15 protein-coding genes, 1 tRNA gene and 1 pseudogene are annotated in these 22,460 nt (G+C 56.0%); 11 read left to right on the forward strand and 6 right to left on the reverse strand.

Going from position 1 to position 22,460, the window contains the following annotated elements:
- Window positions 1-73 precede the first annotated feature (73 nt).
- From TPRIMZ1_RS0110775 to TPRIMZ1_RS0110785, 3 genes are read right to left on the reverse strand one after another with little or no spacing between them, the layout of a single operon-like run.
- Window positions 74-1,807, reverse strand: coding sequence for an acyl-CoA dehydrogenase family protein (locus TPRIMZ1_RS0110775; protein ID WP_010259271.1), 1,734 nt, complete (start codon window positions 1,805-1,807; stop codon window positions 74-76).
- Window positions 1,808-1,817: 10 nt separating this feature from the next.
- Window positions 1,818-2,831: an electron transfer flavoprotein subunit alpha/FixB family protein gene (locus TPRIMZ1_RS0110780; protein ID WP_010259274.1), complete on the reverse strand. Its 1,014-nt coding sequence runs from the start codon at window positions 2,829-2,831 to the stop codon at window positions 1,818-1,820.
- 28 nt (window positions 2,832-2,859) lie between these two features.
- Complete coding sequence (locus TPRIMZ1_RS0110785) at window positions 2,860-3,690, reverse strand: electron transfer flavoprotein subunit beta/FixA family protein (protein ID WP_010259276.1); 831 nt, start codon at window positions 3,688-3,690, stop codon at window positions 2,860-2,862.
- Window positions 3,691-4,565: 875 nt separating this feature from the next.
- On the opposite strand from TPRIMZ1_RS0110785, the gene TPRIMZ1_RS19760 reads away from it, so the two are divergent.
- Together TPRIMZ1_RS19760 and TPRIMZ1_RS19765 are read left to right on the forward strand one after the other, a co-directional pair.
- On the forward strand, window positions 4,566-5,831 hold the full coding sequence (locus TPRIMZ1_RS19760) for a putative Ig domain-containing protein (RefSeq protein ID WP_010259281.1): 1,266 nt from the start codon (window positions 4,566-4,568) through the stop codon (window positions 5,829-5,831).
- 15 nt (window positions 5,832-5,846) lie between these two features.
- Window positions 5,847-8,735 (forward strand): InlB B-repeat-containing protein, encoded by a 2,889-nt coding sequence (locus TPRIMZ1_RS19765; RefSeq protein ID WP_010259284.1) that lies wholly within the window; start codon window positions 5,847-5,849, stop codon window positions 8,733-8,735.
- A gap of 294 nt (window positions 8,736-9,029) precedes the next feature.
- On the opposite strand, the gene TPRIMZ1_RS20710 is transcribed toward TPRIMZ1_RS19765, so the two are convergent.
- The gene (locus TPRIMZ1_RS20710; RefSeq protein ID WP_198429928.1) at window positions 9,030-9,242 is read right to left on the reverse strand and encodes a hypothetical protein; all 213 of its coding nucleotides are present in this window, start codon (window positions 9,240-9,242) and stop codon (window positions 9,030-9,032) included.
- Between the two features lie 357 nt (window positions 9,243-9,599).
- A pseudogene (locus tag TPRIMZ1_RS0110810) lies at window positions 9,600-10,061 on the reverse strand (PD-(D/E)XK nuclease family transposase); the annotation flags it as partial.
- Window positions 10,062-10,724: 663 nt separating this feature from the next.
- Between TPRIMZ1_RS0110810 and TPRIMZ1_RS0110815 the strand changes: the two are divergent.
- From TPRIMZ1_RS0110815 to TPRIMZ1_RS0110850, 8 genes are all read left to right on the forward strand, one after another.
- Window positions 10,725-12,653, forward strand: coding sequence for a ribonuclease catalytic domain-containing protein (locus TPRIMZ1_RS0110815; protein ID WP_010259289.1), 1,929 nt, complete (start codon window positions 10,725-10,727; stop codon window positions 12,651-12,653).
- 28 nt (window positions 12,654-12,681) lie between these two features.
- Window positions 12,682-15,039, forward strand: a complete 2,358-nt coding sequence (locus tag TPRIMZ1_RS0110820) for a chemotaxis protein CheA (RefSeq protein WP_010259291.1) — start codon at window positions 12,682-12,684, stop codon at window positions 15,037-15,039.
- 21 nt (window positions 15,040-15,060) lie between these two features.
- Window positions 15,061-16,413, forward strand: a complete 1,353-nt coding sequence (locus tag TPRIMZ1_RS0110825; protein ID WP_010259294.1) for a CheR family methyltransferase — start codon at window positions 15,061-15,063, stop codon at window positions 16,411-16,413.
- A gap of 25 nt (window positions 16,414-16,438) precedes the next feature.
- A complete protein-coding gene (locus TPRIMZ1_RS0110830) occupies window positions 16,439-16,906 on the forward strand; it encodes a chemotaxis protein CheX (protein ID WP_010259296.1) in 468 nt (155 codons plus the stop codon).
- Window positions 16,907-16,986: 80 nt separating this feature from the next.
- Window positions 16,987-17,061: transfer RNA gene (locus TPRIMZ1_RS0110835), tRNA-Val, on the forward strand.
- A 142-nt stretch (window positions 17,062-17,203) separates the two neighbouring features.
- On the forward strand, window positions 17,204-18,631 hold the full coding sequence (locus tag TPRIMZ1_RS0110840) for a sodium:solute symporter family protein (protein ID WP_010259299.1): 1,428 nt from the start codon (window positions 17,204-17,206) through the stop codon (window positions 18,629-18,631).
- Complete coding sequence (locus tag TPRIMZ1_RS0110845; protein WP_010259301.1) at window positions 18,631-19,710, forward strand: Ldh family oxidoreductase; 1,080 nt, start codon at window positions 18,631-18,633, stop codon at window positions 19,708-19,710. Before TPRIMZ1_RS0110840 ends, TPRIMZ1_RS0110845 begins: the two co-directional genes overlap by 1 nt.
- A 4-nt stretch (window positions 19,711-19,714) precedes the next feature.
- Window positions 19,715-20,593, forward strand: a complete 879-nt coding sequence (locus TPRIMZ1_RS0110850; protein ID WP_010259304.1) for a YitT family protein — start codon at window positions 19,715-19,717, stop codon at window positions 20,591-20,593.
- On the opposite strand, the gene TPRIMZ1_RS0110855 is transcribed toward TPRIMZ1_RS0110850, so the two are convergent.
- Window positions 20,590-20,823, reverse strand: a complete 234-nt coding sequence (locus tag TPRIMZ1_RS0110855; RefSeq protein ID WP_010259306.1) for a hypothetical protein — start codon at window positions 20,821-20,823, stop codon at window positions 20,590-20,592. The two genes, TPRIMZ1_RS0110850 and TPRIMZ1_RS0110855, sit on opposite strands and share 4 nt — an antisense overlap.
- Window positions 20,824-21,135: 312 nt before the next feature.
- Between TPRIMZ1_RS0110855 and fabV the strand changes: the two genes are divergently transcribed.
- The gene (fabV, locus tag TPRIMZ1_RS0110860) at window positions 21,136-22,413 is read left to right on the forward strand and encodes an enoyl-ACP reductase FabV (protein WP_010259308.1); all 1,278 of its coding nucleotides are present in this window, start codon (window positions 21,136-21,138) and stop codon (window positions 22,411-22,413) included.
- Window positions 22,414-22,460 lie beyond the last annotated feature (47 nt).

Here is a 22,460-nt window from a genome sequence, read left to right on the forward strand (position 1 = left end):
ATGCGCATGAGCGCCCGGGATGCCCCTCCCCCTCCCGGTTTTGCCGATAAGTCCGAGAAAAGACCTGACATCACTATTCCCCCGCCCCGATGACCTCCGCATAACACCGCAGCAAAGTCCCATTATCCCCGGTAATAAAACTGTGGCTAGCCTCAATCCTGGAAGGCGCCTTGGCAATAAATATCGCCGCCACCTTGAGCTTCCGCTCGCTGTGCACCGCATCCCGCAGGAGAAGGTAACTTATCACCAGGTCCGTAGTCATTTCCACAAGCCGCCTGGAATGGTAGCTGAGAAACTGCTCGTGCCCTTCGCCCTTGTAGGCTTTCACGTAGTCCAGGGTGGCGTCAAAGATCTTCCGGGCAGCGCGGACCTTGGCTATAAGATCCGCGGCGTAGGTAAAGTCCGCCTGATCGTATTCGTCCAGGATGGACTGGGCTATACCGGAGGTGACCGGGCCGATGGCGGCCACCACTTGGAGCTGGGTGGTCCCCTCATAGATGTTGGTAATCCGGGCGTCACGGTAGTGGCGTTCGGCGTTGAACTCCTTCATATATCCTGTGCCGCCGTGGATCTGGATGGCGTCGTAGGCAACCTTGTTGGCCATCTCCGTGGCGTAGGCCTTGACCAAGGGGGTAAAGAAGCCCGCGAGTTTGGCGTACCGCTTCTTGTCCTCCACAATATCGCCTTTCTGATCCGGGTGCGCATCGGAAAAGTCTTCCAGCACTTCCTTGAGATCCACAAAACGGGCGGTTTCGTAGAGCAGCGTACGGCCCGCTTCCACCGCAACCTTCATCTCGGTGAGCATCTCGAACACCGGCGGCAGGGTCCGTACCGACACGTTGAACTGGATGCGCTTGGCGGCGTAAAGATCCGCCTCCCGGTAGGCCGCTTCGGCTATGCCCACCGCCTGGGCGGCAATACCGAGCCGGGCGTTATTCATGAGCCACATGGTATACTTGGTGAGTCCCCGTTGGCGCTCGCCCACTAATTCTGCGGGAGCCTTGTTAAACTGCAGCTCGCAGGTGGGGGAACCGTGGATGCCCAGCTTGTGTTCCAGCCGGCGGATAATCATCTTATCGTCCCGCTCGTAGAGGAAGAACGATAAGCCCCGGGCGCCCTTGCCCTTTTCTTCGCTGCGGGCCAGGACCAGGCCGATGGTTCCGCAGCCGTTGGTGATAAAGCGCTTAACCCCGCTGAGGTACCACTTGCCATCCTCGCCCTGAACCGCCTTGAGGTTTACCGCCTGAAGATCGCTCCCCGCATCGGGTTCGGTGAGTATCATTGATGAACCCCACTCGCCGGAACAGAGCCGGGGCAGTACCGCCTGTTTCTGTTCCTCGGAAGCAAACTTGTTGATGGTCTCGGCGATATCCTGCTGGAGACCGAAGTTAAGGGCCGAAGCGTCGGCGCGGGAGAGGAGCTCCGAGGCGATGCACAGTATCGTTGAAGGCATGTTGAGACCGCCGTAACGCCGGGGGATGCAGAAGCCCATGAGATCCGCCTGGGCGAACATGTCCATCGCCTTTTGGGTGGCGGGGTTCAGGGTTACCTGGTTTGTCGCCAGGTCCAAAAGAGGGCCCTCCTCGTCAACCTTTGGGGCGTTGGGGGCGATAAACTCGCCGCACATTTCCCCGATGATGCTCAGAACCCGTTTGTAGGAATCCCTGGCATCCGCAGCATCCTTGGGCGCGTAGGAAAATTGTTCAGCCTGGGTAAATTCCTCTTCCTTGAAGCGGATAATCCGGTCCAGGTCCAGGTGTTCCAGGTGAAATAAAATATCTTCGTTATCGTTTAAAAAGTTTTCCACTTGCTGCTCCTTATACCCGGGCCTTATAGGCCTTGATCATCCGGGGGATCACGTCAAAAAGATCCCCCACTATGCCGTACTGGGCAATGCCGAAAATCGGCGCCTCAGGATCCGTGTTGATGGCGATGATCCGCGCCGAACCGTCCATACCCGCCCGGTGCTGGATGGCCCCGGAAATACCGCAGGCCACGTAGAGCTTCGGCCGCACCGTGGTGCCCGTCTGCCCTACCTGGTGGTCCTTGCTGATAAAGCCCGCGTCCACCGCTGCCCGGGAGGCCCCCACTTCGGCGCCTATGGTTTCCGCCAGTTCCCGAATGAGCTTGAAATTTTGCTTATTCCCCACGCCGAAGCCGCCGGACACAATGATGTTGGCGCCCTTGAGGTTGACGGTCTTTTCCTGCAGTACCCGGTCGATGATCTCCGAGGGGAAATCTGCGGCGCCGAGATTTGCAGGAACCTTAACAATATTGGCCTTCCGGGAAGTATCCGGCGTGTTCATCCGCATCACCCCTTCCCGGACCGTGGACATCTGGGGCTTCTTTTCCGGGCACACAATGGTAGCAATTATGTTGCCCCCAAAGGCGGGCCGGATCTGGTAGAGGATGTTCTTGTAATCCGTCTCCCCCTGCTTGTGGTCGCCGATTTGCAGATCCGTACAGTCCGCAGTAAGTCCAACCTTGAGGTAGGAAGCCACCCGCGGGGCCAGGTCCCGGCCGGTAGTGGTAGCGCCGTAGAGGACTATCTGGGGCTTGTAGTCCGTGATCACCTGAATCATCAGTTTTGTGTAGGGGATGGGGGTGTAGTGTTTGAGTTTAGGCTCCTCGTAGAGATAGACCGTATCCGCCCCAAGACTCGCCAGGCGGGGGACCTCCTGGGAAACCTTCTCCCCAAAGAGGGCCGCACTAACGCTAACCCCCAGTGTATCCGCCAGCTCCCGGGCTTTGGAAACCAGTTCCAGGCTCACCTCCGCCAGGTTTCCGCTGTCCTGCTGGATATATACCATCACGCTTAAATCATTACTCATCTCTATTGCTCCTGTTAAGCGGGTTTACTTAACCCAGGGTATGATCCGCGATAAGCTCGTGGACCAGTTCCGTAATCCCCTGCTCGCCGGGATCGATAAATTTGATTTCCCCTGCGGTAAGGACCACCGAATTGATGTTCTTCACCTTCGTAGGGGAACCGGCCAGGCCGCACTGATTGGGATCCGCTTTGATCGCCGGAATATCCCAGAGCGCCAGGGCTGAACTATCCGCCGCCGGAGCAGCCTGTTTGTGGGTCATCAGCCGCTTGGCCGAAGCAGGCCGGGGCGCCTCCCCTTCATCGGTAAAGGTAATCAGCACCGGGAATTTGGCCTTCACCTTTTCCCAGCCTCCTTCAATGGAGCGCAGGGCAATGATTTCCTTCTTAGCGGGATCCACCGTCTCGACCTTGGAAACGCAGGTAATCTGGTTGATCCCAAGCTTTTCCGCAGTTTGCGGTCCCACCTGGGCGGTATCCCCGTCTATGGCCTGCCTGCCGCAGAGCACCAGATCGTAGTTTCCAATTTTCTCGATAGCGCATTTCAGGGCGTAGGACGTAGCCAGGGTATCCGCCCCGGCAAAGCCCCGGTCCGACACCAGGGCGGTAAAATCCGCTCCCCGGTAAAGACATTCCTTCAGGACCGTCGACGCCGCCGGAGGCCCCATGGAAATCACGTTCACCTTCGACCCCGGGAATTGATCCTTGAGCAGCAGCGCCGCCTCAAGCCCGTAGAGATCCTCGGGATTAAAAATCGCCGGCAGGGCGGCGCGGTTAACCGTACCGTCTTCCTTCATAGCCTGACCGGTGATATTTTGGGTATCCGGAACCTGTTTAACCAAAACGATGATATTCAAACCCATGTATAACTCCTATACAAGTCCAATCGAAGCGAAACAAAGTTTCGCATAACGCCTGAAAAGATTCGTTACATAATACCTTTTATATGAAAATTCCGCAAGACTTTTTACTTTGGAAAGCCCCCTTTAGCGTAGCATATCGGCAAACCGGACGTGGGGAGGGGTACACCCGTCTTCATGTGCATGTAGAGCCTGTCTCCGCAGCCCCACTACGTGGGTCTACTACGACAGAGAATTCCATATACATAAAGCCAGGCGTACCCCTCCCCACGTCCGCCTTTGTCACATAGTACGAAGAGGGATATTCCACGCTTGGATTCACATACCGGAGTGGCAGGCTGGGTAATGGAGGGCCAAGGGCGATAAAACCCAAATAATCGGTAGAAACTGGAAAAAAGTCTAGAAATATACCCTTAATTATAGCTAAAAGTTTAGAACAGCCCCTCCAAGTCTGGACAAAAGATACGGGTTTTCCACCAAAAACACGATACACTGCAATATATGTCAAAACGGTGCCTGGCACCCATTCCGAAAAGGGGGTATGACATGGCCAATTCGCCGGATACAGCGCATGAACACGTTGCTTTTATAGTAACTAAAATAACTAACACTACCCCCCCCCCCCGATAGGCTTACTAGGATATAAAAACCAGCGCATTTTCGGACAGCCGTTTCCTCCCCCTACGTTCCCGGTAACCCAAACCGCCATTTCCTCACACCCTGGCAAAAAAAAGCCCGTACCCTCATGCGTGGAGGTACGGGCTTTCTTTTTTGCCCAGAGGCTCAACACCTGCACCAAAAAGGAGATTCCGAACCCGTCGGGTTCGTTCAATTTGTATACTGCGGGCATTCACCCGCAAGAAAGCGAGGATTTTTGTATGAAAAAGACATTACTGGTAAGTATTAGTCTTGTGGCTTTGTTCGCACTGTTCGGGGCATTAGCCCTGGCAGGGTGCGGAGGCAGTGACGGCGGCGGCAAAGCGCCATCCCTGGTATCTATTGCCATAACGGGAGCGCCGACCACCTATGCCACGGGCGCCGCCCTGAACCTGGGCGGGCTCGTAGTAACCCTGACCTATTCCGATGCGTCAACCACCCCCATCGAGCTGCCCGCGGGAACCGTCATCGCCCTTGATGCGGCGGGCTCCCTCACCACAAAGGTGGGTAGCGTCACGGTAACCGTTTCCGGGTACAACCCCGCCGGAACCGGGGAGCAGACCATCACCGTGACGGTGGATGGTAAGACACAGCAATTTACCATTACCGTTACCGGCCATGTGCCCGTTACCGGCCTTACGCTTACCAGCACTACCGCCGTGGTCGGCACGCCCCTGACCCTGGCCGCCACGGTTACGCCCACCGACGCCACCAACAAGACCATCGTTTGGTCGGTAAAGGCGGCGGGAACCACCGGTGCATCCATCTCGAGCGGCGTGCTGAGCGCCAGCTCCGCAGGTACCGCCACGGTAACCGCCATCATCGCCAACGGCTTAACGGCGACCACGGCATACACCCAGGACTTTGACATCACCGTTACTACCGCCCCCCTCGACCTTGCCGATAACGCAAGCTACGACATTCCCGCAGGAACGGTAAGCGCGGGGATTAGCCCCGTAACCATTGGGGCGGCCACCGGCGGAACCGCACCCTACAGCTATGCTGTTTCGGGAAACCCCGCCTGGATTAGCTTTAATGCCACCACCCGGGAAATTTCCGGGACACGTCCGGCAGCCGAAGAAGCCGCCGGTAGCTTTACTATTACCGTAACCGACAGCGCCACCCCTGCGGCGACTGCAAGCATCACCGTGGCCTACGGCGCGGTTAGTATCCCTGTTCCCGCCGACCTCACCATCACCGTGGGGGTGGACCAGGGCGTGGTTACCATCGGGCGGAGCGACGGGGCTGAGACGCCTATCGTGCTCTCCAAGGGCGGGACACCCAATACCCTGACCCTGAGCGCCACGGGCTTTACGGACAGTACGTGGCTGCTGGACGGAGACACCGCCACGCCCATCGGTACGGAGGGCAGTATCACTATTAACGCAAGCGGATATGCCGTGAAGAAGCATTCCATCACCTTTACCGGGTGGAAGGGCGCGACCTTCTACACCTCGGACCCCATCGACTTTTCGGTGCAGAACTAAGGATAAGGAGCAAGTATGAAAACAATTACCATGAAGACTTTGATACACACCCCAGGCCGTTCCCTGGGGCGGATACTGCGGGGAGCCGTTTTTGTGACCGCCCTCCTCGGTCTGGGGTCAGCCCTGCTGGGGTGCAGCAATCCCCTTGCGCCGGCGAATACCGGGGGAATCGGGCCGGATCAGGGCCGATTAACCATCACCATCGGAGAGGGGGTTCCGGCGGAGAGCATCGCTTTGGCGCCAAACGCCGCCCGGACCTTAGTCCCGGCGGGGCTGGATTCAGGCGCTTTTAACCGGTACGAGGTGGCCTGGTCCGGCCATGCCACGGAGCCGGATGGGTCGAATGCCGATTATACCCTCGGCGCGCCCATCACCTTGAAGACCAGAGAATGGACTATTACCGTGACGGCCTATGCCGGGACCGGGGAGGCTGAAAAGGCCTCCGCCCGGGCGAGCGCCACGAAAACTATCGAGAGCGGGGACGGCAATACCCTGCCCCTCACCCTGGCCCCCATTACCGGGGAAGGCGCGGAAAACGGCGCCTTTTCCTATTCGGTGAGCTTCCCTGCGGGACTTGATTCCGTCACGGTAACCATCACCACCACCACGGGCGGGGCGGTTACCGGCGGAGTTATCGCCGCAAGCGGCGAGCAGCTCGCCGCCGGAACCCTGGAGGATACCGCGCTGTCCCTGCCTGCGGGGCAGTACCTGCTGAACATCAAGCTGCTCAAGGCAGGGGGCGCCCTTTCGGCGGGCAAAACCGTGGGGCTCCACATCTACCCCAATCTAACCACCACCGCGCCTGCTTACACCTTTACTAATGATGACTTGGTGGTGACCTACGCGGTAAACTTTACCGCCAATGGCGGCACTCCGGTTCCTGCCACGCAATACGTTGCCCATGGCGAAAAAGCCACCGTCCCCGCCAAGCCCGTCCTGGCCGACAAAACCTTTGACGGCTGGCACAAGGAAGCGGGCCTCACGACCCTGTGGGACTTTGCCACCGACACCGTTACCGCCGACACTACCCTGTACGCCAAGTGGACCGACGTCTCCAGCCTCCCCGACACGGCAACCCCCACCGCAAGCCCCAATGGCGGCGCCTTCTTTAGCCTGCCTCTGGTAACTCTTGCAAGCACAACCGGCGGGGCAGCCATTTACTACACCACCGACGGCACTGCCCCGGCAAGCGCCGCAGGGGGATCGACCAGCCTCTACAGCGCACCCTTTACCCTGCCTGATTGGGGCATGGTAAAAGCCATCGCTGTCAAAAGCGGCTACAACAATAGCGGCGTATTGACCACCGCGGCCTACACCCAAAACACCCGCACCGTTACGGGCATTGCCGTAACCACGCCGCCCGATAAAACCACCTACTACGTGAAAGAAGCCCTCGACCTTGCAGGTCTTGTGGTAACCGCTACCTATGACGACAGCACCACAGGCGTTATCCCCGTAACCCTTGCGAACACCAATTGGGACAGCGTCAAAACAAGCGCCGGGGCGGGCAAAACCGTTACCATCACCATAGAGGGCTTTACCGCCACCTTTACGGTAACCGTGAGCGTCCTTACCCACACCGTAACATTTAACAGCAACGGCGGCAGTGCCGTAGCCCCGAAAACCGTTACAGACGGCGACCCCGTAACCAAGCCGACAGACCCCACCAGAAGCGGCTACACCTTTGACGGCTGGTATCCAACAGCGGAATCAAGCACCCTGTACAACTTTGCCACCCCCGTAACCGGCAACATTACCCTCTACGCCAAGTGGACAGCCCTGCCAGTAAGCCGCCTGCCCACCGCCTCGGTTACCATCGCAGTAAAAGACGCCGCCGAGGACACCAGCATTACCTTTACCCTGACCAATAGCCCGGCCTACGCCGATAGCGACCCGGTTACCCCCGCCAACGGCACCCGATGGGTAGTGCAGCACCCCAGCGGAGGCGTTAACGGCTCTGGCCAGCTTGCCGGTTCGACAGCGGGGCTTACGGTTACCAACCTGGGGAATGCCATCACCATTACCAAAAGCGGTGGCGCCCTGGCGGCAGGCCCATACTGTATCGCGGCTATCGAGACCGGCAAGACCCAGCACACCAGCTACCTTATCCTTACAGTGCAGGAGGTAGGCGGCGGCAGCATGGGGGGCGGCATTGACCATACCCTGGTAGGGGGCGTGCTCACCATTACCGGCACAGGCCCCATGCCCGACTTTGCCTTCGCTAGTGCCACACCCTGGTACGCGGACCGCGCAACCATTACCAGCATTGTAGTAAGCTCTGGCATTACCCGGGTGGGAAACGTCGCCTTTTCCGATTCCGCCGCCACCACAGTGACCCTCCCCGACGGGCTCCTCACCATTGGCTCTGGCGCTTTTACCAACATGTCGGCTCTCGAAGCAATCGTCATACCCGCGTCGGTTACGGCCATTGGCGGAGGTCTCGGCCCCTATCAAACATTTGAGGACTGCAGCGCCCTTACCGCCATTACCGTGGATGGGGGCAACACTGTCTACAAAAGCATAGACGGTGTGCTCTACAGCAAAGACGGGACCACCCTGCATAAAATGCCCCAGGCGAAAACCGGCCCATTCATAATCCCCGACGGGGTAACAGTGCTTAACTTTGGCAGCTTTAACAATATCCGTCTCAGTGCCATCGACTTCCCCGCGTCGGTCACCACTATCCAGACCAACTTCATCGGCCCGGCTAGTTACACCCCCAACCTGACGGAGATTACCGCGCGCTGGGCAACCCCGCCTAAATCAGCGGCCAACTTAAACCAATGGGGCTTTACCCAGCAGGGCAAAATCACCCTGCATATCCCCACCGGGACGGAAGAAGCCTATGCGACTGCCGGCTGGACGGACTTTTTGGCGTATGTGGATGATGTAACAACGCCCTAAGGGCAAGACGGCAGGACCTTGTCCAAGGGCTTCAAACTGAAGCCCTTAGGGAGGAAAACGGTGCCAGGCGCCAGGTAGTGTCCCTCATGCGAGGGACACTACCTGGCGCCCTTCCGCCCCAACACAGACTGGGGGGAGTGGGTAAAAGGAGGTGCAGAGGTATTAGTAATGGTATTTGCAAGACTACTACCAAGCGAGCGCTTACAAAATCTCAGAAATTGTACTAAACTCTTTCATATGATTTCAGAAAAAAGCCTGGTTGCCTACAAAAACAAGCCCGCCCTGGTTATCGGACTAAAGTCCGCCGAAACCAATGAAAAAATAACTATTTCCCTCGCCGGTGGCGAAAAACTCAAGGTCCGTGAGAAGGATATCGAATTCCTCCACCACGGCCCCTGCAGCCAGGCGGACATTGAGGCGCTTTTTCCCATAGGAAGTAATAGTGAGGAAACTGCTCTCCGCAGCCCCACTACGTGGGTCTACTACGACAGAGAATTCCATATACATAAAGCCAGGCGTACCCCTCCCCACGTCCGCCTTTGTCACATAGTACGAAGAGGGATATTCCACGCTTGGATTCACATACCGGAGTGGCAGGCTGGGTAGTGTTATGGACTACTGATATGTAATACAAGGCTAGGCGCTTTATGCCGGCTTTTACAAATTCTTGAAAAGAAACCCGATGCCATCCGGGAACTGGAAATAATCAGAGCGGTAGGTTGATATGGGCTACTGTTCACGATCCCCACCTAAACTTGACCCACAATTTGGTAGTTTTAGCTATCTATCCCGGCTTCCAGCAACTTCCGTCTAAGCTCTTGGTTTTCCCGGTCCTTTTCCGCCAGTAAGGCACCTTTTTCTTCCCTAGAAAATGGCGTCGGCCAATTTTGCCTTTATCTGTTCCAGAGTATAGCCTTGTTCCATAAGCTCAATAACCTGGTTTTGGCCTTCCCTATAGCTTTGCCGTTCCCGGCCTGCCTGGTCCATACGCTGTTTCCACTGGGCATCGGCTATCAGCCTGGCCCGCTCGTCATCGTTTAGCTCCATCACCAACGCAACCGCCTGCTTAATCGCAGGGTCTTTTTCCGCTACCATGGCCATCTCCTCCGGATTTTGGGCCTTAAAAAATTGCCCCCAGTTAAATAAGCGTCCGCCATCCGACTCTTTGGGCAGTTTACACAGTTCCAGGACATTGATCGCTATCAGATCCGTAAATTCTGCCCCGGACTGGCTGTTTCGAATGCTATACCTATTATAATATCCCTTTTCCTCCGGAATCAACATGCCGCCACAGATTACAATGATGACCACCCGCTCCGTTTGGTTATATTCGTCTCCATATACAGGGTGCTGGCATCTATTTTGCTTTAGTCAAATTTGTACTTTGTCGGCAAAACGGACGTGGGGAGGGGTGCACCCGTCTTCATGTGCATGTAGAGCCTGTCTCCGCAGCCCCACTACGTGGGTCTACTACGACAGAGAATTCCATATACATGAAGCCAGGCGCACCCCTCCCCACGTCCGCCGTTGTCACAAAGTACGAAGAAGGAGCTTCCCCGGTTGGATTCACATACCTGAGTGGCAGGCTGGGTAGCGTTATAGACTAGGACCCTTCCCCTTAGCATAGTTTCAAACGCCATTCACTTACCGGTATGTAATACAAAGTGTAATACAATATCCGCCACTCCTCTGCGTAGCGTCTCTTACCATATTGTGTGGCACAGGCATGCAGCCTCCCGGGAAGGTCCTTTCCCATATTATGTGACAAAGGCAGGCGGAGGGAGGGGCATCCCCGGCCGAACACATAAGGAATTCCTCGCTGGAGGAGACCCGAAGGGGCTCCGTAAGCGAATTCTACTTGCGTGTGAGCGCCGGGGATGCCCCTCCCTCCGCCCGTTTTGCCGATTAATCCGAAAAAAAGACCATCCCCAGACTACCCTCAACCCCGAGCGCTTACAAAATCTCAGAAATTGTACTAAACTCTTTCATATGATTTCAGAAAAAAGCCTGGTTGCCTACAAAAACAAACCCGCCTTGGTTATCGAAGCCAATGAAAAAATAACCATTTCCCTCGCCGGGGGCGAAAAACTCAAGGTCCGTGAGAAGGATATCGAATTCCTCCACCACGGCCCCTGCAGCCAGGCGGATATTGAGGCGCTTTTTTCCATAGGAACTAACGGCGGGGAAACTGCGGATATCGATATACGGGGCGCCTGGGACTTGCTGCAGGGAAATACGGTTCCCCTCCGTGATCTGGCGGAGCTGGCCTACGGAGCGTATACGGTACAGTCCGCCTGGACCGCCTACGGGCTCCTTAAGGAGGGGCTGTACTTTACCGGCGATATTAAGGCCCTGACCAGCCGGGATGCGGCTGCGGTAGCGGCGGACGCGGAACGGCGGAACTTGAAACAGCGGGATCAGGCGGATCGGGGGGCTTTCCTGGATCGGCTCAAGTCCTTAGCCCTGGACCTTCCTGCGGATAGCCATTTTCTGCAGGATGTGGAAGCCCTGGCCTATGGCCGTACCGAAAAAAGCCGCACCCTGCGGGATCTGGGCAGGCAGGAGATCCCCCAGGAAGCCCACCGGCTCCTGCTCTCCGCCGGGGTTTGGACGCCCTGGGTAAACCCCCATCCCCAGCGGTTCGGGCTCAGCCTTAGTCCGGCCAGGTTTGCCCCGGCTCCTCCCCCGGCGGATGAGCCCCGTACCGACCTGACCCACCTTGAAGCCTATGCCATAGACAGCCCCTGGAGCAACGATCCGGATGACGCTATTTCCCTGGAGAAACACCCCTCGGGGGATACCCTCTACGTCCATATCGCCGATCCGGCAGCGTCCATACTTCCCGGCAGCCCTGCGGATATCGAAGCCCGGGGCAGGGGGGCCACCCTCTACCTCCCCGAAGGCGCCGTTCGTATGCTCACCGACGAAGCCCTCTCGCTTTTTGCCCTGGGCCTGTCCGACGGTCCAACCCCTCGGACAGGGCAAGTCTGTCCTCGGACAGGGCAAGCCTGTCCGGCCCTCACCTTCAAGTTGATCCTCGGGGAAGATGGTTCTATCCTGGAAACGGATATCTTCCCCTCCCTGGTCCGCATTACCCGACTCAGTTACGCCCAGGCTGACGTTACGGCCGGCGCCGAAACCGTCCTGGCGGGGCTTTCCCGGGTAGCGGAGCGCAACAAGCAGCGCCGGATTGCCGCTGGGGCGGTGATGATAGACCTTCCGGAGGCCCATATCTCCGTACACGAAGAAAAAGTAGCCATAAATCTTATAGAAACCTATAAATCCGCAGAGACTGTCCGGGAGTGTATGCTCCTGGCGGGGGAAGGGGCCGCCCGGTGGGCGCTCCAACGGCATCTTCCCTTTCCCTTTGTAAGTCAGGAGACGGGGGAGCTTCCCACTGCGCCCCTCCCCGGTATGGCCGGTTCTTACCAGCTGCGCCGCTGTATGCGGCCCCGGACCCTCTCGACCAAACCGGGTCTCCATTGGGGACTTGGTCTTGAGCAGTACACCCAGGTAACCAGCCCCCTGCGGCGTTACACCGACCTCCTGGCTCACCAGCAGATACGGGCTTTTCTCAAAACCGGCGCCTACGGGGATTGCGCTCCCCGGGTGGAAGAGGAAATCCTGGTCGCCCTGGCCGCCGGAGAAGCGGCGGCGGCAGCCACAGTTCAGGCCGAGCGAACATCCCGGGCCCACTGGACTGCGGTGTACCTCATGGACAAGAAGGATTCCCAATGGGAGGGCATCGTAATGGAAAAAAAAGGCAGCCAGGCGGTGGTGATGATCCCTGCCCTGGCGCTGGAAACCCAGCTTGTTCCAAAGGGCGATACCGCCCCGAACGATATCCTTACCCTGAGCCTCTCTTCGGTCAAAATTCCCGAATCAGAAGCGGTTTTTGGCTCTACTCTCTTGACGTAAGCTGATTTTAGTATAACATTAGCTTTATATGAGTGATTATCTGGATCCTAATAATGAAGAACTTCTCAAGGACTTTTTCAGCGAAGCCCAAATGCAGGTCGACACCCTGGAGCAGAACATCCTGGTTCTTGAGAACGAAAGCGGTAATAAAGACGCGGTAGATGAAATATTCCGTGCGGCCCATACCCTGAAAGGCGGGTCTGCAACCGTGGAGATGATGGAACTATCCCATTTTACCCACATGGTAGAGGATGTTTTGGATGCCATCCGTTCGGATAAGCTTGTGGTCAACGAGGATGTGGTGGATACCCTCCTGGCGGCCATTGATATCATTAAAGCAATGCTTGGTCAGCGCATGGAAGGGGCTATCTATCAGGAGAACACCTCCGAAATGGAAGGTCGCCTGGAAGCGCTTATCCCCGAAAGTGCCAAGGGCAAAAAAGGCTCCTCCGCTAAGGCTAAACCCGCCGCTGCCCCGGTGCCCGCAGCCGCTCCTGCTCCTGCCCCCGCAGTAAGTGCGGGCGGTCTTTCGGAAGAGGATCTCCAGGAACTGCGAGAATCCGTGGACGGCGGTATGCCGATTTACCGGATCACCGTTGCTTTTGACGAAAACAGCCTGATGAATACCGTAGGCGGTATCCAGGTATATGCTGCCCTCAAGGGGGACAGCACCGTTCTCCGGACCGTACCGGATTTTGAACAGCTCTACGAAGATAATTTCTACCCCAAGGTAGAGTACTATACCGCCAGCAATAGGTCGGTGGAGGACCTTAAAAGAAAGGTCCTCATCCCCGATGTATCCCTTTCCGCAGAAGTGGTTGATGTAAGCAAGCCCGCCGCCGACGCTGCCCCTGCTCCGGCAGCAGCCGCTCCGGTCGAAGCGCCCAAACCGGCTGCTCCTGTGGTGGCCGCCGCTCCCGAGCCCGCCGCCGCTCCGGCCAAATCCGCCGCAGCCACCGCCGCCGCCGGCGAAGATGCTAAGAAGGCGGGGAAAGAGGCCGGATCCATACTCCGGGTCGATTCCAAGCGTATCGACGACCTCCTCAACCTAGTATCCGAAACGGTTATCACCAAGGCCACCTTCAACCAGATAAGCAACCAGTTTAGTGATCTGGTTAACGACCTCCACAGCATAGAGGCGTCCTACCGGGAAAAAATTAAGGGCCTGTTCGACAGCCTGCCGGATTACCTGGATGGTATTCAGGAAGGGCGTTCCATAAAGGATGTCCGTAAGGAAATCAACGAAGAATACGGGGATATCTTTACCCTCTTTGATGGCTTTGAAGCGTCCCTAAAGAACAATATGGGCAAATTCCGGTCCACCTCCCAGAACCTGGGACGGATCACCGGGGAACTCCAGGAAGGGGTCATGCGGATCCGCATGGTGCCCATCAGCCAGATCTTCAGCCGTTTCCCGCGCTTAGTCCGGGACCTGTCCAAGAGTCTGAACAAAAAGATCAACCTGGTTATCGAAGGCGAGGAAACCGAGTTGGACAAGTCGGTCATCGAGGACCTCCTGGACCCGATCATGCACTCGGTGCGGAATTCCATTGACCACGGTATTGAATCCCAGGAAGACCGGAAGGCCGCAGGTAAGCCTGAAGAAGGGATGGTCCTCCTTAAAGCAACCAACGAAGGGAACATGATCGTCATCGAAATATCCGACGACGGCAAGGGCATAGACGTGGAAGGGGTCAAGGCAAAAGCGGTTGAGCGGGGACTTATCAGCCCCAACAAGCTGCTCACCGACGTGGAAGCCTTCAACCTCATCTTTGAGCCGGGCTTCTCCACCGCCAAGACCATTACCTCCATATCCGGCCGCGGGGTCGGTTTGGACGTGGTCCGCCGGTCCATCGAAAAGCTCAACGGAACCGTTACGGTTACCTCCGAAAGGGGCAAGGGCACCAAGTTCCTCATCAAACTGCCCCTCACCCTGGCAATTATCCAGGGCCTTCTGGTCCGGGTGGGCGAGGAAATCTACTCCATCCCCATTACCTCGGTTATCGAAAGTCTGCGGATCAAGCCCGAAGAAATCAGGATGATCGACAACTACGAAGTCTTTAATATACGGAACGATGTGGTCTCCCTGCTCCGGCTTAACCGGCTCTTTGGCATACGTACCGAAGACCACCAGGATTACAACTTTATCGTCATCGTTGGCACGGCGGAGAAGAAGATGGGCTTCATGGTAGACAGCCTCATCGGTGAGGAAGACGTGGTCATCAAACCCCTGCGGGATCAGTTCACCAATTCTCCGGGAATTGCCGGAGCGTCCATACTGGGAGACGGTTCAGTTTCCCTGATCATCGACGTAAGCCAGCTTTTGGAACTGGGACTTCACCAGGAGATGGAAGCGCGGCGTGTCCGCGAAAACTATTCCCGGTAGCCCGGCACAGCGAGGAAAAAAATGGCAGTGATAAGAGATTTGGCGGAGGTTAACGCCGAGCTACAAGCCCAGAAAGAACGGGCGGATACGGTTGATTTCAAGATGATCACCTTCTCCTTGGGCGGTAAGGACTACGCGGTGGACATCATGAACGTCAAGGAAATCGCCAAGGCGGATAAGTTCACCTACGTTCCCAACGCCGCATCCTTTGTCCGGGGGGTGTACAATCTCCGGGGTGATATCATACCCATCGTAGACCTCAGGGCCTTTTTCCACCTTCCGGTGGATAAAAAACAGGACGGTCTTGAAAATATGCTGATCCTTCGCATTGAGGATCGGGTATACGGGACCATCGTGGATAAGATAGACCGGGTGGTGGGGATCAATTCCGAATCCATCCAGCCGCCGCATCCCATTTTTGGCGATATTAACATCAAATACATCAGCGGTGTGGTGGAAAAGCAGGGGGAACTCTTTGTCATCCTGGACGTGATCCGGATCTTTACCCAAAGCGAAGAAGACAAGGCCAAGCCCCGTGGCCAGGCCATACAGGAAGGTATTGCCCCCGCAGCGCCGGACAATTTTTTCCCGCCCCCCCAGGCCGGCGGCGTCGCAGCTGCCGCACCGGTTTCAGCTCCCCGGGATTCAGACCTGGAGTTTATCAAGGAAAGCCTGGGCGCCCTCAGGCATTTTAGCGCCGGCGCCCTCAACGAAATGTGGATCCGCAAGCGCTTTACCGAATGGACCACCACCCACGGCGGCAGCGATATCCAGCTTAAGAACGCCAATGACGCCGATGAATTCCTCCAGACCTTTAGCTCCCCCGGTACGGGGACCTTCTGGAGCGATGACTTCGCCTATACCCTTAAATCGGTTCTGCCGGATCTGCCCTCCAACAGCATCCAGGTTTGGAACCTAGGCTGCGGAAAGGGCTATGAAACTTATTCATTAGCGTGTATACTCAAATCACGGTATCCGGACGGGCACGTCAAGATTTGGGCCAACGATAGCGACATCATGTCCATATCATCGGCGCCGAATATGACCTTTGACCTAGAGGATGTACCGGAATATTGCCGGGCTTTTATGACCAAGGGAAAGAACGGGTATAGCTTCAACCCCGCTATAAAGGATTCGATACTCTTCGAATACCATGACGTGTTGAACGACAACCCCCTTCCTGAATTGGATATTATCGTTGCCCGGGATTTACTTTCCTTCTTTAATGAGCAGCAGCAGGGAAAAGTCATGGGTGATTTTTCCGAAAAATTAAAGACCCGGGGGGTAATTGTTCTGGGAACCAATGAGACATTACCGGAAAACCAATGGCTTCCCATTGGGAAAGGCAGTGTTTCCGCATTTATGCGAACATAATAGTTAAACTAAGAAGGAGTATGTCATGAGAGTCGAATATATCAATCCCTTTGTTGAAGCCGCTTTTAGTGTTTTAAAGGAAGTCCTTAATACGGATGTAAAGCGGGGGGATCTGTACCTTAAATCCACCACCATGTCCATCATGGGAGTCGCCGCCCTGGTAGGTCTTGCGGGGGATGTGGAAGGCCGGGTGGTCTTCGACATGACCAAGCAGACCGCCCTGGGTGTTGCGGGCGCCATGAACGGCGAAACCTTCACCACCATGGATGAGCTTGCCAAGGCTACCATCCAGGAGCTTGCCAACATGATCACCGCCCAGGCGGTAACCAAGCTCCATGACCTGGGCTTTAAGTTCGACCTTACCCCGCCGGCCCTCTTTACCGGTGAAAATATGGAAATCTCCAACCGCGAAGTGGAAGCCCTCATCGTCCCCATGGAACTGGGCCCCATCGGCAAGATCGAGATCAACGTCGCCGTCCGGGAACGGGCTTAAAACCAGCGTCCTTCGCTTCTAAGCCCCTGTCATTTCTGTTGACAGGGGCCGTATTTTTCTGTTATATATGATGAGTACCCGGGCGGTTAGCTCAGTTTGGTTAGAGCACCTGCTCGACACGCAGGGGGTCGATGGTTCAAGTCCATTATCGCCCAAAAAAGACGCTGTTCAGCCGGACAGCGTCTTTTTTCTTGGAACTTGATTTCTTAAAGCGCAAGATTGACACCTACGGTTTTTCTGCATACTATATCGCTATATAGAAACATCGTTTTAAAACATCTTAATTAGGAGAAAATCTTGAGTATTCAGTTAGGGATCCTTATTGTGTATGTGGTGGTGTTGATCGGTATTTCCTGGTGGTCCACCAAGCTGCAGAAAAAAGCCAGCGGCAGTAAAATGTTGAGTTATTTGCTGGCGGGCCGGAATATGCCGGCGGTGGTCATCTGTGTCATGCTGGTAGGGCTGGCGGTGGGCGGCGCTTCCACGGTCGGTGTGGCTGAAACAGCCTATAACGCCGGGTTTTCCGCCGGGTGGTACAACGCCGCCTGGGGTATGGGGGGCATCGCCGTGGGACTCTTCGTGGCGAAATTCTTCCGCAAGATGAGCGTCAAGACCATCCCCGAAATGATGGGCCTCATGTTCGGGCCAAAGACCCGGTTTCTCAGCGTGGTTAACCAGCTTCTGGTAATGATTAGTATTACCGCCCTGCAGTATGTGGCCGGGGGTTCGATCCTTAAGGCCCTGCTGCCGGATATCTTTACCTTCCAGGGCGGGCTCATTACCACCGCGCTTATTTTCATATTCATTACCGTTGTGGGCGGTTATTGGGCCAGCGGACTTACCAATATCATCAATGTGGTTATGATTTACATTGGCATCATTGCGGCGCTGATTAATACCCTCGGCGTCTTCGGCGGAATGGAAGTTATCAAGCTTACCCTGCCTCCCCCAAGCGCGGCCTGGTTTCATCCCATTTCCGGCCTGGGGATAGCCGTTGTGGCAGGCTATGTGGCGGTTATGGTGACCATGGCCATCACTACCCAGGCGGTGGCCCAGATTAGCTTTGCCGCTAAGGATGAAAAAACCGCCAAGTGGGGTTTCCTCGCCGGCGGCTTAATCATCCTTCCCGCGGGTTTTCTCTGCGCCTTTTTCGGAATCATCGCCCGGTCCCAGTTTCCCAACCTGGAAAACGCGGCCATGGCCCTGCCCACTATTGCGGCCCAGCTTTCACCCTTTGTGGGTGGGATCTTCCTGGCCTCCCTCTGGGCTGCGGATATCTCCACCGCGGTGGCCCTGCTTATGGGATGTTCCACCCTGGTCCTGGAGGATATCGTTAAGAAGGTCTACACCAAGCCTATTAAAAAGGAGCATGAACTCCTGGTTTCCCGCCTTACGGTGCTGGGGGTAAGCCTCCTCTCCTTCCTCCTCGCCCTGACGGTGGTAGGTATTCTGCGGACCATTACCACGGCTCTGGCAATTACCACCTCCTTCACCCTGCTAATTCTGTCGGATATCTATTTCCATAAACTCAACCGAAAGGCCAGCGGTTTCTGGATCGTCCTGCTCTCCCTCCTGCTCTGGGTGGTCTGGACCTATCTGCCCCAGTTCCGCATAGGGCCGGCGCTGATCTACATGGAATGGGTAGGCTGCGGCGCTCTCTTTATCCTCTTTGCCATCTTTGCCAAGGAGCCGGCGAACCGGCTGGTACCCCAGGTAGAAAAATAATGAGCAGGACCGTAGCATTCGACAATTTAATCAAATTTACGAAAACAGTTTTACTGCGTTGTTACGGTTACTCCGAAAGGGAGGCGGATGTTACATCCCGGGTCCTGGTGGAAGCGGACGCCCGGAACATCCCCTCCCACGGGGTATCCCGGCTGGATTTTTACCGGAAGAACATCCAGGGCGGTTTTGCCAAACCCGGCGCCGAGCCGGAAATTGTCTGGCAGACCCCCGTATCTCTGGTGGTGGATGGCCACGACGGTATCGGCTCCTACATCGCCGAATGGAGTGTGGATAAAACCATTGAGAAAGCTAAACAGTCCGGGACCGCCTTCTGTGCGGTACGGGATTCCAACCACTACGGTATAGCCGGACTCTGGGCGGAAAAGATTGCCCGGCAGGATATGATCGGCATGGCCTTTACCAATACCCGGACCTGCGGTATCCCCACCTACGGGCGGGAGCGGGTCCTGGGGACCAATCCCATCGCGGTGGCCATCCCCGAGCGGGAAGACCGGATCTTCCTGCTGGACATGGCTACCTCCACGGTGGCCCACGGCAAAGTTGAAGTCTACGACCGGCGGAAAAAGCCCATGCCCCAGGGTTGGGCGGTGGACGAAAACGGCGTGGGCACCACCGACGCCACCGCCTTTGAAAAGCTCTTCTATGCAAACCCCCAGTACGGCGGCCATCTTTATTTAGGGGGTGAAGGGGAAGAGAACGGCGGCCACAAAGGCTTCGGCCTGGCGCTGTTGGTGGAGATCCTCTGTTCCGGCCTTTCCCTGGGGATGAGCAGCCTCAATACCTTCCAACCGGGAAAGGGTTCGGGGATTACCCACTTCTTCGGCGCCATGCGGCTGGACCTGTTCGGCCGGAGCGGAGATCTGAAGGACCATGTGGGGGATATACTCCGGGATATCCGTGTGGGCGAAAAAGCCGCCGGCCAGGAGCGCATCTACATCCACGGGGAAAAGGAAGCGGAAGCCCGGACAAAATCCTTAAAAGAAGGTATTTTTATTGACGATGCCACCGCTGAATTCCTGGATTCCCTTGCGAAAGAGGCCGGTATACCGATAGTATAGGTATATGATCTCAGGCGAAAGTGCCCGCTACACCGTGAAACGCATCCTCCTTCTGCTCCTGGGTTCTATTCTAATGGCCCTTAACATTAACACCTTTGTCCACGCCGGGGGCCTTATCCCCGGAGGCTTTACCGGCATCACCATCCTGGTCCAACAGGTCGGCAGCCGTTTCTGGGGTGTGGAGATACCCTTTAGTTTTGTCTACATCGGGCTCAACGCCATACCCGCGGCCATTTGTTTTAAGTATGTGGGAAAGAAGTTCGCCCTGTATTCGGTACTGGTAATTGTGGTAAGCGGTTTCCTCACCGACTGGATGCCCAGGATGTTCATCGATTTCCTGCAGCTCCACGACATCCTGCTGTCCGCCGTGTTTGGGGGTATTCTTAACGCCGTAGGTATCAGCCTCTGCCTCTATGCGGACGCCACCAGCGGAGGCACCGACTTTATCGCCATATTCATATCCGAAAAGTATCACAAGGAAACCTGGAACTACATTTTCGCGGGAAACTGCGTCATTCTAGCCATAGCGGCCTGGCTTTTCAGCATAGACAAGGCCCTCTATTCGATTATTTTCCAGTTTGCCACCACCATGGGCCTATCCTCCCTCTACCACGGCTACCAGCAGAAAACCCTGCTCATCATTACGAGCAAGCCCGACGAGGTATACACCCTGATCAAGGAGCGGACTAACCACGCCGCCACCTCCTTTAAGGGCTTTGGCTATTTTGACCAGACCGAACGCACCCTCCTCTATTCCGTGGTATCCGCCTACGAGACCCCCTCCCTGATTACCGCCATAAAGAAGGTAGACGAGGGCGCTTTTATCAACGTGATACGGACTGAGCAGCTTAACGGCCGCTTCTACACCCGGCCCAAGGACTAGCCCTCCCGGGAAATACGCTCGAGACATCGAGCCAGGCGGATCGGAAAAACGCCGGTGGGGGCGGTGAATCCCCACTGCAGGATGCCTGTAGAGTCTGCTTGCGGAGCCCAGTAGGTCTCCTCCAGCAGGGAATTCCAGAATATCCCGCAGCGTGGCTCCACCGCCCCCACCGGCGCCTGTACGATTAAACTGTGTTTGAGCGCATTTCCCTGGGGGGAGAAGCTGCCCAATTTAGTGTAGTCGCATTGTCTAAGTGACAATGGCGGACGGAGGGAGGGGTGTGCCCGGCTTCATGTATATGGAATTCTCTGTCGTAGTAGACCCACGTAGTGGGGCTGCGGAGACAGGCTCTACATGCACATGAAGCCGGGCACACCCCTCCCTCCGCCCGTCTTTGCCGATAAACTACAGAAAAAAACACATTTCACGACAAATTTCAATTTTTTGTCATCTAATCTATTGACATTTCTCTCCACATCGCTATCCTTTAATTATGACAAAATATTGAATATTGTCATGCAAACTAGTTCCAGGAGAAAAAAATGGTTATTAAGCCCCTAATCAGAGAAAACATCTGTATCAACAGCCATCCCACAGGATGCGCCCAGGCAGTACGAAACCAAATTGAGTTTGTAAAAAACACTCTTGCCGGAGGCAGGGAACCGGAAGAAATAGATGCTCCCCAGGGAGCGCCGAAATTGGTTTTAGTAGTTGGCTGTTCCACCGGTTATGGCTTGGCCAGCCGGATCTCCGCCGCCTTCGGGTATGGCGCCGCTACCGTGGGGGTCTCCTTCGAAAAGGCCGCCTCCGCAACCAAACCCGGTACCCCGGGCTGGTACAACAACCGGGTTTTCGAAGCGGAAGCAGATAAGGCTGATCTGGTCGCCATCACCCTGGATGGGGATGCCTTCTCGGACTCTATGAAGGCGGATACCGCCGATGCAATCCGGGAAGCAGCCCGCCGGGCAGGGATTGCTCCAAAGGTTGACCTTATCATCTATTCCCTGGCTTCCCCGGTCCGGGTGGATCCCAAAACCGGTATCATGCACCGCTCGGTGATCAAACCTACGGGCAAAGCCTATTCGGGAAAAACTATCAACATGCTCACCGCCGAGATTCGGGAAGTCAGCGCCGAACCCGCCACCGAAGCAGAAATTGCCGATACCGTAAAGGTTATGGGCGGCGAAGACTGGGAACTCTGGATCGAAGCTCTGGGAAAAGAGGGTGTTCTCTCCTCTACAGTACGAACCGTGGCTTATACCTACCTCGGGCCGGAACTCTCCTGGGATATCTACAAAAACGGTACCATAGGCCGGGCCAAGGAAGACCTGGAACGGGCCGGCCGCGTTATCAATCAAAAGCTCGCAGCTTCCGGCGGTGCGGCATGGATATCCGTAAACAAAGCCCTGGTAACCCGGTCCAGCGCGGTTATCCCCATCATCCCCTTCTATATCGCCTGTCTCTTTAAGATGATGAAAGCAAAGGGCCTCCACGAAGGCTGCATTGAACAGATAGTCCGGCTCTATCGGGACCGGCTCTATACCCCGGAAACAGCCCAAAATCCCGGGAAGGTCCCGGTGGACAGCGAGGGCCGGATCAGAATTGATGACTGGGAGATGCGTGATGATGTCCAGAAGGAAACTTCAGATCAGATGGCCAAGGTCACGGAAGAAAATATTTTTGAAACCACGGACCTCGCCGGTTTCAAACACGACTTCATGGAAATCCACGGCTTCGATGTTGCGGGCGTGGACTACGAAGCTGACGTGAACACTTTATTAAACGATGAAACGGAAGAAGAATTAGCCCTTCGGGCATAAGTACTATTTAAAAAAGTTAAACCGCAAAGGCGAATAGAATTATTCAC

This window comes from Treponema primitia ZAS-1, from assembly GCF_000297095.1.
Classification (GTDB): domain Bacteria; phylum Spirochaetota; class Spirochaetia; order Treponematales; family Breznakiellaceae; genus Termitinema; species Termitinema primitia_A.